This is a genomic window from Runella salmonicolor (genome assembly GCF_024158025.1).
Lineage (GTDB): Bacteria > Bacteroidota > Bacteroidia > Cytophagales > Spirosomataceae > Runella > Runella salmonicolor.
On sequence record NZ_JAMZEL010000025.1, the window covers coordinates 15,367 to 28,274 of the forward strand.

Annotated in this window: 13 protein-coding genes; 9 read left to right on the top strand and 4 right to left on the bottom strand. The window is 44.8% G+C overall.

Going from position 1 to position 12,908, the window contains the following annotated elements; all coding sequences use genetic code 11:
• Positions 1 to 263 precede the first annotated feature (263 nt).
• The 5 genes from tyrS to NCI00_RS28710 all read left to right on the top strand — a co-directional run bounded on the left by tyrS (position 264) and on the right by NCI00_RS28710 (position 5,188).
• Entirely contained in the window at positions 264 to 1,568 is a 1,305-nt protein-coding gene (tyrS, locus tag NCI00_RS28690) for a tyrosine--tRNA ligase (RefSeq protein WP_253533316.1), read from the top strand.
• 228 nt (positions 1,569 to 1,796) lie between these two features.
• Complete coding sequence (rpoN, locus tag NCI00_RS28695) at positions 1,797 to 3,251, top strand: RNA polymerase factor sigma-54 (RefSeq protein ID WP_253533317.1); 1,455 nt, start codon at positions 1,797 to 1,799, stop codon at positions 3,249 to 3,251.
• Between the two features lie 101 nt (positions 3,252 to 3,352).
• Positions 3,353 to 3,991 (top strand): hypothetical protein, encoded by a 639-nt coding sequence (locus tag NCI00_RS28700; RefSeq protein ID WP_253533318.1) that lies wholly within the window; start codon positions 3,353 to 3,355, stop codon positions 3,989 to 3,991.
• 55 nt (positions 3,992 to 4,046) lie between these two features.
• Positions 4,047 to 4,829: an enoyl-CoA hydratase/isomerase family protein gene (locus NCI00_RS28705; protein ID WP_253533319.1), complete on the top strand. Its 783-nt coding sequence runs from the start codon at positions 4,047 to 4,049 to the stop codon at positions 4,827 to 4,829.
• Positions 4,830 to 4,894: 65 nt separating this feature from the next.
• Positions 4,895 to 5,188 (top strand): putative quinol monooxygenase, encoded by a 294-nt coding sequence (locus NCI00_RS28710; RefSeq protein WP_253533320.1) that lies wholly within the window; start codon positions 4,895 to 4,897, stop codon positions 5,186 to 5,188.
• A gap of 4 nt (positions 5,189 to 5,192) precedes the next feature.
• Here the strand turns inward: NCI00_RS28710 and NCI00_RS28715 are convergent, their stop codons facing one another.
• Positions 5,193 to 5,711, bottom strand: a complete 519-nt coding sequence (locus NCI00_RS28715) for an acyl-CoA thioesterase (protein WP_114463510.1) — start codon at positions 5,709 to 5,711, stop codon at positions 5,193 to 5,195.
• Between the two features lie 215 nt (positions 5,712 to 5,926).
• Here NCI00_RS28715 and NCI00_RS28720 point away from each other — a divergent pair, with 215 nt between their 5' ends.
• From NCI00_RS28720 to htpG, 3 genes are all read left to right on the top strand, one after another.
• Complete coding sequence (locus tag NCI00_RS28720; protein ID WP_114069652.1) at positions 5,927 to 6,226, top strand: muconolactone Delta-isomerase family protein; 300 nt, start codon at positions 5,927 to 5,929, stop codon at positions 6,224 to 6,226.
• Positions 6,227 to 6,292: 66 nt separating this feature from the next.
• On the top strand, positions 6,293 to 8,080 hold the full coding sequence (locus NCI00_RS29540; RefSeq protein ID WP_253533322.1) for a MutS-related protein: 1,788 nt from the start codon (positions 6,293 to 6,295) through the stop codon (positions 8,078 to 8,080).
• A 129-nt stretch (positions 8,081 to 8,209) separates the two neighbouring features.
• The gene (gene htpG, locus NCI00_RS28730) at positions 8,210 to 10,048 is read left to right on the top strand and encodes a molecular chaperone HtpG (protein ID WP_253533324.1); all 1,839 of its coding nucleotides are present in this window, start codon (positions 8,210 to 8,212) and stop codon (positions 10,046 to 10,048) included.
• Positions 10,049 to 10,147: 99 nt separating this feature from the next.
• Here the strand turns inward: htpG and NCI00_RS28735 are convergent, their stop codons facing one another.
• Genes NCI00_RS28735 through NCI00_RS28745 form a run of 3 tightly spaced genes read right to left on the bottom strand, consistent with a single transcriptional unit; the run spans position 10,148 to position 12,346 of the window.
• A complete protein-coding gene (locus NCI00_RS28735; RefSeq protein ID WP_253533327.1) occupies positions 10,148 to 10,741 on the bottom strand; it encodes a Uma2 family endonuclease in 594 nt (197 codons plus the stop codon).
• A gap of 48 nt (positions 10,742 to 10,789) precedes the next feature.
• Complete coding sequence (locus NCI00_RS28740) at positions 10,790 to 11,236, bottom strand: GNAT family N-acetyltransferase (RefSeq protein WP_253533329.1); 447 nt, start codon at positions 11,234 to 11,236, stop codon at positions 10,790 to 10,792.
• Between the two features lie 45 nt (positions 11,237 to 11,281).
• Complete coding sequence (locus tag NCI00_RS28745) at positions 11,282 to 12,346, bottom strand: ferredoxin--NADP reductase (protein ID WP_253533331.1); 1,065 nt, start codon at positions 12,344 to 12,346, stop codon at positions 11,282 to 11,284.
• 179 nt (positions 12,347 to 12,525) lie between these two features.
• Here NCI00_RS28745 and NCI00_RS28750 point away from each other — a divergent pair, with 179 nt between their 5' ends.
• Positions 12,526 to 12,852 (top strand): HesB/IscA family protein, encoded by a 327-nt coding sequence (locus NCI00_RS28750; RefSeq protein ID WP_114069641.1) that lies wholly within the window; start codon positions 12,526 to 12,528, stop codon positions 12,850 to 12,852.
• Positions 12,853 to 12,908 lie beyond the last annotated feature (56 nt).

A 12,908-nucleotide genomic window follows, 5' to 3' on the forward strand; every position in this document is an offset into this window, starting at 1 on the left:
AAAAAGTAATTTGCTATTTATTCAGGCCCACTTTGTGGTATATATCCTTCATAACAATCTCAAAATCATCAATTTTAACCTTGCTTTCAAGGTCGTCATATATTATCGTTGAACCATGAAGCGGAAATAAACACCACTTGTTCTTCATCCAAACGCCCCACAATGCTTTCGACCAAATTTGCTAGGCTGACCATCGCGGCTTGATTTTTAAGTAAAGATAGTAAAATACCATTATTTTTGCGGCTTCAATGGTAAAGACAACAATGCAAAAGAATTTTATTGAAGAACTTCGTTGGCGCGGAATGCTCAACGACATGATGCCCGGGACGGAAGAGCAATTGCAAAAAGAAATTACGGCTGCCTATATTGGTTTTGACCCGACTGCCTCGTCGTTGCACATCGGAAATTTAGCTACCATTATGTTGCTCAAACATTTCCAGCTGTGCGGCCACAAGCCCTATGCCCTCGTAGGTGGTGCCACAGGCATGGTCGGCGACCCTTCTGGCAAAGCCGCCGAACGGTCGTTTTTGTCGGAAGAAACCTTGCGTTACAATGAGTCGTGTATTAAAAAACAACTGGAGAAATTTCTCGACTTTGATGGCGGCCCCAACTCAGCCGAAATCGTCAATAACTACGATTGGTTTAAAGGCATTAGCTTTTTAGATTTTTTACGCGAAGCGGGAAAATACATTACCGTCAACTACATGTCGGCCAAAGATTCGGTCAAAAAACGCCTCGAAACAGGCATTTCTTTTACCGAATTCAGCTACCAATTATTGCAGGGCTACGATTTTTATTGGTTATACAAAAACAAGCACGTTCGCCTGCAAATGGGCGGCTCAGACCAGTGGGGCAACATCACCACGGGGACGGAGCTTATTCGTCGCAAAGAATCCAACAACGACGAAACCTCTGAGCACCGGGCGTTTGCGCTTACTACGCCGCTTGTAACCAAAGCCGACGGCACCAAATTTGGAAAAAGCGAAGGCGGCAACGTGTGGCTAGATGCTTCAATGACCTCTCCTTTCCAGTTCTACCAATTCTGGATTAACTGCACGGATGCCGATTGTCCGCGTTTATTGCGGGTATTTACGCTTTATTCAAAAGAAGAAATCGAAACCTTTGAACAGCAACACGCCGAAGCACCTCATTTACGTATTATGCAGAAAGCCTTGGCTAAAGATGTTACGATACGTGTTCACTCCCAACACGACTACGAGATGGCCATTGCGGCGTCGGAAGTGCTGTACGGAAAAGGCACCCTAGAAACCCTTCAACGCATGGATGCGGCAACCTTTACATCCGTTTTTGAGGGCGTTCCTCAAACCATTATCAAACGGAGTGAATTAGAAAATTGCGCAACCATTACCGATTTATTGTCTACGACGACCCACAATGAGATTTATCCTTCCAAAAGTGAAGCTCGTCGGGCTATTCAGGGAAATGCGGTGGGGATTAACAAAACCAAAGTAACCGACGCAAACGCCCAACCCGACTTTGTGTTGCTCCAAGACAAATATTTACTGGTTTCAAAAGGGAAGAAAAACCACCTTATTTTAGTAGAGTAAAATAATTTCTCAAAAAATATTTTCTCAAAAACGCCTCTTCGAGGCGTTTTTTTTGTCACTTTTTTTTATAATTAACGTCAAAAAGAATAGATAGAATGAGCGATTCCTTTTTTTGTAAAAAATATTTTCGACATTTATAAAAATTTGGCACGACTATTGAGAACGTCATTTTGTTAGTAAATTATCTTCTAAACAAACGCATGGAAAATCTCTATAATCTTTAGTATCATGCAGAAATTAAGCCTAAACCAAACGCTACAGCAAAAGCTGTCGCCTCAGCAGATACAGTTCATTAAGTTACTGCAAATTCCCACGGCAGAGTTGGAAACACGCATTGAAGAAGAGCTAGAGATTAATCCAGCATTGGAAGAAGGAATGCAAGAGGATATTCTCTCAAAAGATGAATACAATAACGATTCGGAAGATGATTACGCTGATGACTATAATCATCGCGACGACATCAGTCTGGATGATTATCTTCATCATGATGAATACGCAGGTTATAAAATGTACAGCGACGGCAACCACCCCGACGAAGACCGGGATATGCCGATTGCAACGATGAGTACACTTCATGATGCATTGATTCAACAATTCGGTTTTTTACGGCTCAATGAGCGCCAAACCGTTATTGGTCTACAATTGTTGGGAAGCATTGAAAACGACGGTTATATCCGTCGCTCGTTGCAAGCCATTGTCAATGATTTGGCCTTTTCACAGGGGTTTTATTCTACCATTGAAGAAGTTGAAACCGTTTTAAAGAAAATCCAGACGTTTGACCCTCCCGGCATCGGGGCTCGGAATTTGCAGGAGTGTCTGCTGCTTCAGCTTGACCGTAAAGACCCTTTAGACCCCAACGTAACGTTTGCTATCAAGATAATTGAAGACTTTTTTGAAGAGTTTTCGAAAAAACACTACGAAAAAATCCAGAAACGGCTTGCCATCAACGATGAGCAAATGAAAAATGTGATTTATCTCATCACCAAGTTGAACCCAAAACCAGGCTCGGTTGAGGGCGAAGATGGTCTGGCGCATTATTTATTGCCTGATTTTTGGGTGAGCAACACTAACGGCAAATTGGAAGTACATCTTAACTCCAAAAATGCCCCCGAACTGCGCATCAGCCGTTCGTTTGCCGATATGCTTGACACCTACGATAAAAGCGACAAAACAAACCGTCATATCCGCGAAACGGTAACTTTCGTCAAACAAAAATTGGATGCGGCCAAATGGTTTATTGATGCCATCAAGCAACGCCAAAATACGCTTCAGCGGACGATGAACGCCATCGTCAATTATCAATATGAATTTTTTGTCGATGGTGACGAAACACGGCTAAAGCCCATGATTCTAAAGGACATAGCCAATAGAATTGAAATGGATGTTTCGACGGTATCGCGCGTGGCCAACAGCAAAGCTGTACAAACAGAATTTGGCGTTTATCCCCTAAAATATTTCTTTTCGGAAGGAATATCAACCGACTACGGCGAAGATGCCAGCAGCCGGGAAGTAAAATCTATACTGAAAGAGTTTATCGAAAACGAGTCTAAAAGCAATCCACTTTCGGATGATAAATTAGAAAAACTCCTCAACGACCGAGGGTACAACATTGCCCGACGAACGGTGGCTAAATACCGCGAGCAGCTCAATATTCCGGTAGCCCGATTGAGAAAGCAACTTTAGGGATTTAGTAGTAGTTATCTGTTAATAGTGTAATTTTACACCCTGATAGGTTTGGCAGTACCCAAACAGTAACCAGTAACAGATAACCACCAACGCTACCCTTGAATACACGCCTTGCACAGGTCATTTCTGTCCTGTTTCACCCATTGTTGATGCCCACTTTCTTGTTGGGGCTTTTGTTTTTTTTCGCACCTGATGTTTTGGGTATCGACGTACTCGCCCCTTCTGTCCGTATCACACTTTTGGGGTTTGTCAGCATGACTACCTTTGTGATACCCTCCTTGGGAATTTACTATCTCTATCGTGCCAAATACATCAAAAGTCTACACTTGGATGACTTGGCCGACCGTCGGCTTCCGTATTTTCTTTCGACACTTTTTTACGCTTTTGCTACTTATTTTTTCAGTTTCAGCCTGCCGCCGTTGTCAGAAATTGCCCCCGAAATTGGTATTGTGTTGGGCAGTATTACGGTCTCAATTGGGATGGTGGGGCTGATTAGTCTTTATTGGAAAATCAGCGCCCATTCCGTCGGTATAGGTGGGATGTTGGGAGCGGTGTTGGGCATCATTGTCAAATTTGGTCATACCAATCTCATGTATTCGTTCATTGTGCTCATTTTGATGACTGGCTTTTTAATTAGTGCTCGCCTCAAACTCAACGCCCATACCCCTGCGCAAGTGGCGGCTGGGCTTTTTTTGGGCGTTTCTATAAGTTTGGTGACAGTTTGGTGGTTTGTATAACAAACCTCTCGTTGCCAACGTTTTACTATTGCTTTATCCTATAAATAACCTATCGATGAACTTCGACAATATTTTGTTTGAACTGTTTGGCGGCGTAGCTCGCATCACTCTCAACCGCCCCCAAGTTTACAATGCCCTCAGTCCGGGTTTATTGCAGGATATTACGGCCGCAATCAATGCCGCTGCCGAAGACGATGCCGTCCGGGTGGTGGTCATTACGGGAGCGGGAGAAAAAGCCTTTTGCTCAGGAGCCGATTTAAAAGAAGGAATGGCAGGGGCTAAAAGTCTGGGCGATTCACTCCGTACCAACTACAATCCTATGATTCTGGCCATTCGTTCCATTCCCAAGCCCGTTATTTGCCGATTAAACGGCGTAGCAGCGGGGGCTGGATGCTCCTTAGCGCTCGCTTGTGATGTGGTCATTGCCGCAGAAGACGCCTACTTAAGCCAAATTTTTGTCAACATCGGCCTAATGCCCGATGCAGGCTCAACATTCTTTTTGCCACGATTGGTCGGAATGCAACGCGCCTTTGAGTTGGCAAGTACAGGGCGAAAAGTTTCGGCAGCCGAAGCCGTTCAAATGGGGCTTATTTCCAGGGCGGTTCCCTCAAGTGAGTTGGATTTGGTCGTGAGCGAAGTCGTAAGTTATTATCGAAATGCCCCCACCAAAGCGATTGGGGCTATGAAACAGGTACTTAATCAATCAATTAACTCCAATCTGGAGCAAATGCTTGAACTCGAAGCCGAGCGCCAAGATGACCTAAGCCGTACTTACGACGCCTCCGAAGGAATTATGGCATTTTTACAGAAAAGAAAGGCTGTTTATCGGGGAAAGTAAACGCCGAAAGAAACCTGAAGTGAAAAGCTGGAATCCAAGTATTCATTTCAAAACCTCTTCAAAACATGCTTATCCGAATTGTACGTATGACTTTTCAGCCCGAAAAAGTCGATGAATTTTTAGACATTTTTGACCGCTCAAAACACAAGATTCGCGCCATGCCTGGCTGCCGCCACCTTGAGTTGCTGAGTGATTATGATCATCCCAACGTTTTCATCACCAATAGTCATTGGGATGATGTTACCGCTTTGAACAACTACCGTAATTCGGAATTATTCAAAGAAACATGGACAAAGACCAAGGTGCTTTTTTCTGAAAAACCCCTGGCCTTTTCCTCCCGAAAAATAGGAACGGTTTGATGGCTTATTCTCCAAAAAGTGCTTTCAACTCGGTAGCTTCGGATGGCTTCATACGCCCCGCCAAAACCAAACGCAACTGACGACGGCGCAAAGCACTTTGAAACAGTTCTTTTTCTTCTTCTGTTTCGGTAATTACGGGCGCTACTTCAATCGGGCGACCACTTTGGTCAACGGCCACAAAGGTGTAGAAAGCGGCGTTGGTATGAATGGCTTTTTCGCCTGCTGAAAGATTCTGCGCGCTTACTTTGATGTGTACTTCCATGGAAGACGTAAAAGCGCGCGTGACCTGTGCCTCAAACGTGACAATATTTCCGAGTTTAATGGGTTCAGCAAACGACACATTATCTACCGAAGCGGTAACGACCGTTCTGTGGGCGTGTTTTTGGGCGGTAATGGCCGCGCAAATATCCATCCAATGCAACAAGCGCCCGCCCATTAGGTTATTGAGGGTATTGGTATCGTTGGGCAATACCATTTCGGTCATAATAGTGTGAGATTCGCTGGCTTTTCTGGGCAGTGGCATGAAAAATTCAATGGTTTTAGTGGTTGACAACGCAAAACAACAAAAAATTAAATGATTATTTCGGTCTGCGAACGTAATTCTGACGAAGCAAATACAGTCTTACGAACCATTTCATTCGTACGGCTGTTACGTTGAAGTCCACGTATCCTTGCCCTAAACAATACAAGGTGGATTAATAAGGCAGTTTATAATTCACCCCAAAACTTGCATCCAATATGAGCCAATTTATGGTTGAGTTTATTCTTCCTGAGGAAACAACGGAGGAATTTATCGCAAAAATCCCTCGTCAACGATTGAAAATCAATAAGTTGATGGAAAAGGGAAAAATAACATCGTATTCACTCGCTTCCGACCGCTCCAAGTTGTGGTGCGTTATCAAAGCCGAAAATGACATAGAAGTGATGGAGATTATTGCCGAGTTTCCGCTGATTGGCTATATGCAGGCGACCATTAGCGAATTGATGTTCAACAATACCGCTACCGCCGTAAAATTGCCTCTTTATTCGCTGAATTAAGCCATTTTATCGCCAGAGTTCTGATAATCCGAAAGGGTATTGCTACCTTTGCGGGCAAAAACAGCCGTGACCCCTTCCGAAATTTTTCGTCATCGTCAAGCCCAATTTAAAGAGCAGGCCGACGCTTTTCAGAAAACCTATAATCAACTCTCGACCATCCGCCTCATTGTGTTCATTGGGGCAATCGTGGCCGTTTGGCAATCACTCACTTTTTCTTTGTGGATTCCCGTCACCGCGGGGGTTGTGGGTTTAGTCATTTTTGCCTTTATTCTACGTAAGCATCAAGCTACCAAACACCAACTGAAGCTCCACCGCGCCTTGGCCGCCCTCAACGCCGACGAAACAGAGCGCCTTTTCCTACGTTCTTCCCGCCCACAGACGGGTGAGGAGTTTGGCATCAAAAACCACATTTATAGCAACGACCTCGATATTTTTGGGCCTCATTCTTTGTTCAGACTGCTCAACCGAGCACATACGCGGGTAGGGATGCAAACTTTAGCCAATTGGCTGCTCGCCCCCGCCGACCCCATCGAAATTGCGGTGCGACAGGTAGCGATTAAAGAGCTTGCCCCATTGCTGGATTGGCGTCAAGAGCTGGAAGCGAATGCCCGACTGGAAAAACAAATTGCCGAGCCAACTGATTTTTTGGAACATTGGCTTCATGCTGGTGAAAATGAGTCTATCCTGAGATGGAAAAAACTCCGTTGGCTGCCGTTGCTCACCATCGGCTTTATTATCGGGGCATTTGCAGGCATTATACCATGGTCAGTCGTACTGCTTTTATTAGGTTTCCACAGCTTTATTTTGAGTAAATTAAACCCTTCGGTCAAAGCATACGCGGAGCAATCTCAGGGAATCGTAGACACCCTGAAAGCCCTAGGTGTATTGCTCAAAAAGATTGAAAATCAGCCTTTTCAGTCGGCAAAACTCAAACAGCTTCAATATCAGTTACAATCGGGGAGCACCACCGCATCTAAACATATTGACACCCTCGCATCTGTCACCGAAAGTCTCAACTTTCGACTTAATCCTTATTTTATGCTGGCCGTTGGATTGCCATCTTTGTGGGATTTGCAATGGATGACGAAGTTAGAAGCCTGGAAAAAAACGCACCGCCACGACCTTGCCAAGTGGCTCTCGGTAGCGGGCGAGATGGAGACCTTGTGCAGTTTGGCGGGTTTTTCCTACGCCAATCCTCAGTATCCGTTTGCGGAAATTTCTCCCGAATCCTTTGAATTTAAAGCACAACAGGCGGGGCATCCGCTAATACATCCCGACAAAAGGGTTTGTAATGATTTTGAGCTTAGCCACGTGGGACAAACGGCCATCATTACGGGGTCTAACATGTCGGGGAAAAGTACTTTTTTACGTACACTAAGCCTCAACACGGTACTTGCGCTGGCAGGCTCTACGGTGTGCGCAACGGCTTTTACGTGCTCGCCCGTTCGGGTATTTACGAGTATGCGAACGCAGGATTCACTCGAAGAAAATACATCTTCATTCTATGCCGAACTCAAACGGTTGGAAGCGTTGCTGCAACTCGCCAAATCATCCCATATCCCTGTTTTTTACTTTTTAGACGAAATCCTGAAAGGTACCAATTCGGTCGACCGCCACAAAGGAGCCGAAGCCTTGATTCGACAACTCCATTTACTGCACTGCTCAGGGTTTGTTTCCACGCACGATTTAGAACTGGGAATGATGTCGTCGGTGCATGATTATATCCACAATTATAGCTTCTATTCGACCTTTGCCGACGGTCAGCTTCACTTCGATTATCGCTTGCAAGAGGGGGTTTGTCGGGAGTTCAACGCCACGGCCTTGATGCGCCAAATTGGGATTGAGATTCAGTAATGCTTCCCTTTATGACTGCTTATTTCTGTATAATAACTAATTTCTGACAGATTGTCAGAAATCTATGCCTTGGAATAAAAATTGACCGGTTGTCAATCGTCATAACATTTAATCACTTAAACATTGATTATGGAAGCAACTACATCAGCGGCCGAAAAAGGTCAATTGTCGATTCATACCGACAATATTTTCCCAATTATCAAAAAATTCCTCTATTCTGATCACGAAATATTTTTGCGTGAGTTGGTTTCTAACGCCGTAGATGCCACCCAAAAACTCAAAAAACTGGCAGGTTTCGGTGAATTCAATGGTGAATTGGGCGAGCTGAAAGTAACGGTAAAACTGGACGAAGAAGCCAAAACCATTACCATCAGCGACCGAGGTATCGGGATGACGGCCGACGAAATCAAGAAATACATCAATCAGATTGCGTTTTCGGGAGCCGCCGAATTTGTGGAGAAATACAAAGAAAAAGAAGATACGCGCGGCAACATCATCGGAAACTTCGGACTCGGATTTTATTCTTCGTTCATGGTGGCGAGAGAAGTAGAAATCATCACCAAATCTTTTCAGGAAGGCGCCGAGGCCGTTCGCTGGACCTGCGATGGTTCAACGGAATTTAGCATTGAACCCGCCCAAAAAGAAGACCGAGGCACCGACATCATTCTGCATATTGCCGAAGATTCGGAAGAATTTTTGATGAAATACCGCCTCAACGAGATTTTAGAGAAATACGGCAAATTCTTGCCCGTTGAGATTGAATTTGACGAAAAAATCATCAACAATCCCAACCCAATCTGGACCAAGCAACCGTCTGAACTGAAAGACGAAGATTACATTGCGTTCTACAAGGAATTGCACCCGATGAGCGAAGATCCTTTGTTCTGGATTCACCTCAACGTCGATTATCCGTTCAACCTTACGGGCGTTTTGTATTTCCCGAAACTCAAAAACGACTTCTCTATCAAGAAGGAAAAAATCCAACTCTATAGCCGTCAGGTGTTTATCACCGATGAGGTGAAAGATGTGGTACCCGATTTCTTACAATTGCTCCACGGCGTGATTGACTCACCGGATATTCCGCTCAACGTATCTCGCAGTTATTTGCAGTCGGATTCAAACGTCAAGAAAATCAACGGATATATTACTCGTAAGGTAGCCGATAAGCTTTCGGAAATCTTCCGTAACGACCGTGAAGGCTTCGAGAAGAAGTTTGACGACATCGGACTGTTTGTAAAATATGGTATGATTTCAGACGACAAATTTGGCGAAAAAGCCAAAGAATTCTGCCTCGTTAAAAACCTCGCGGGCAAGCACTTTACGTTTGAAGAATACACCGAAAAAGTCAAAGAAAATCAAACCGATAAAGGCGGCACCGTAGTGTGGCTGTATGCAAGCGACGTGCAAAAGCAAGATACGTACATTCAATCTGCGCAAAAACGCGGCTACGATGTACTGATTTTTGACAGCGTCATTGACCCACACTTTATCAACGGTATTGAGTACAAAATCGAGAAAACCAGCATCAAGCGTGTCGATGCCGATACGTTGGATAAACTGATTGAGAAAGAAATCAAACTCGAAAGTGTACTTTCAAAAGACGACGAAGAGCGCGCTAAAAAGCTGTTTGAAGAAACCCTCGGCGGGGCGCCTAAGCTCACGATTACGGTTGAGGCTATGCCAACGGACGAAATGCCCGTGGTCATTACGATTCCTGAGTTTATTCGTCGTATGAACGATATGGCGGCTACTTCTGGACAAAAATCAATGTTTGGCGATATGCCAACGATGCTCAACTTAGCCATCAACGCCAACCATGCCGTTACGCAAAAAGTCTTGAACGCCACTGACCCATCAGAGGCCTCTGCCCTGATTCGTCACGCTTACAACTTGGCGCTATTGTCGCAGGGAATGTTGTCGGGCAGCGACTTGACGGCCTTCGTTCAGCAAGCCGTTTCGAGATTGTAAAAAACCATTAAACCTCACAGGCTTTGGCAGTAATTTAATGCCTAAACCTGTGAGGTTTTTTACTGTTCAAACCTCACACCTTAAAAAATGAGATTTGTCTCAATCTTCGTTGGCGGGCAAGTCCGCCCAACCTTCGTATATATCACTTAATAGAAGCGGTAAATCAATGGTTTGAAGGTACACTGACTGTTCTGGTTTCTCTGCTTCTGACATCAACGACCAAATTCCTTCTTCATTTTTTCGATGTACTTCCACTTGCATGGTGCGCGAATCTACCAGCAAATACTCCACAAACGTGGGCAAACGACGGTATAACCTAAACTTTTCGCCTCGGTCGTAGCCTTCGGTACCTTTAGACAACACTTCCACAATTATGGTTGGATTTATAATCGTATCGCTCACCAAGTCTGTAAAACGCGGAGGGCCACAGACAATACTCAAATCGGGATAACTGTACAATCCATCTTCCGTGGCTGTCAGAACTCGCTGGTCACTACCAAATACTTGGCAGCGTTTTTTCCAAAGATGACTACCTATTAGGATGTTCAAATTACCCGTTATCCGGTTATGGCGGGGTTTCGCACCTGCCATTGCAAAAATTTCACCGCGAAAATACTCGCTTTTGTAAACGGCTTTTCGCTCCATTTCGAGGTATTGCTCGGGCGTAAAATGCTGTTGTGTTTGAGCTGACATTTTCGTTTAAAGGGCGTTTTTTTTGTAGCTAATTTACAAAAAACAAACTTACAATTCCAACACCGCCGAGTATAAATCAATGCCTTTTGACCAATAATCCGACTGCTTACTAAGCAGTTTGAATCCTAACTTTTCATAAAACCCAAACGAATGTTGCGACGTCTCGACCATGATGGTTTTGGCCAAACCTGTCTCTCTAATTTTTTCAATGCGATACTGAGCCAATTCTTTTCCTACGCCTGTTCCCTGAAAATCGGGACGTAAAAACGCCCACGAAAGCCCTCCCTGATGGTCGGAAGAGCGAATCCAGTATCCGCCGCCACCCACGATTCGGCCATCTACTACTGCCACCACATAATCGTCGCCGAATATATCGAGGTATTCCAAAAAATCCCCCAATTCTTCAGGAGCAAAATACTTTGGGGTGTTCTGTAAAAAAATTTCTTCCAACTCGGTGCGGTCACTGAGTTCGTAGGTGCGAAACGTAATATCCATCTTTAAAACAGTTAATTCATGTATTACGGCAAAAAAAGTGCCGGGTTACTCGATTTCCACCACGACATCTTTCGACAGCGGATGTGCCACGCAAGTAAGAATATACCCCGCCGCCAGCTCCGACTTCGTCAGTCCGTCGTCCTCGTCTAAGTGCACCTTGCCCGACGTGCATTTACCCATGCAGGCCGTACACATCCCCGCCTGACACGAATAAGGCAAATCAATGTCCAATTCCAGCGCCGCTTCCAAAATCGTTTGGTGCGGCTCTACCATAAATTTATACTCACTGCCTTCGTACAAAACGGTGATTTCCTGCGCTTTGAGGCTACCGTCGTCGTCCTGCTCCACTACCTCTCCCACCGTATGGGCCGTTCCGAAACTTTCTTTATGCACTTTTTCGTCGGGCACTTTCAGCAATGACAACGCCTCTTTTGCTTCCGCCATCATCCCCTCTGGACCACAAAGATAATACTCCGCCGCCGTGGGAACAAAGTCTTCCACTTCTTCCAATAACTTCAAAATATGTGGTCGGTTCAATCTCCCTTCATGCCCTTCCCAACCATTTAGCGGCTGACTGAGGGTATATTTTAACACAAACCGAGCACCAAACTGCTGCGCCATTTCGGCTAGTTGCGACTTAAAGATAATCGAAGATTCATCGCGGTTGCCGTACAAGAGTATTACACGACTTTCGGCTTCTATTTTCAAGAGAGATTTAGCAATCGACATCAACGGCGTAATACCACTCCCCGCGCCTATCAGCACCACGGTGCGGGCGTTGCGCGCATCTGGCTCGACCATAAAATGCCCCATGGGTTCTATTACTTCAATGAAATCGTCGACTTTTACGTGGTCGATGAGCCAATTAGAGACCAAACCACCCGGCACTCTTTTGACCGTTACGGCGGGGGCTGTGTCGGTGTGGGGCGAGCTACTCATGGAGTAAGAACGCCGTACTTTCTGTCCGTCGACAGTCACCAGCAAGGTCAGGAACTGCCCCGGCTTATACTTTATCATTTCACTCAACGGATGCCAAAACGCAATCGTAACGGCTTCTGCTGTCTCTTTTATGACTTCTTTTACTTTCAGATGATAATACTTTATTGACATGTGTATTTAATATATGCTCTCGCTTTTTAACCCTCAAAGTTACAATTTGTTTTTCCAACAACCTTTTATAGTTTCAAAAACCACCGTAAGAATCCCTCTTGATTTGAAACTTTTAAACTCTTGAATTGGTTTTTAGGGGTAGTAAATAATAAATTTATTATTCTGAAATATAAGACACAATGGTCACGGTAACGGATAAAGCAAAAGATAAAATCTTTGAATTGCGCAAAGAAGAAGGGCGTCCCGACGATAGCCACATCCGGGTAGGTGTGCAGGGTGGCGGTTGCTCAGGCTTGATGTACAACCTCGAATTTGATTCTCAGAAACAACCCACTGATATGGAGTTTGTCGATAAGGGCATCAAAATTGTAGTCGACAAAAAAAGCATTCTGTACTTGGCGGGCACCGTATTGGACTTCTCGGACGGACTCAACGGAAAAGGTTTTCAGTTTGTCAATCCCAACGCCAGCCGTACTTGCGGCTGTGGCGAAAGTTTTGCCGTCTAGCTTTTTCTGAATTCAATATCTCTTTCAACAAAAAAGACGTCGATTACTCGACGTCT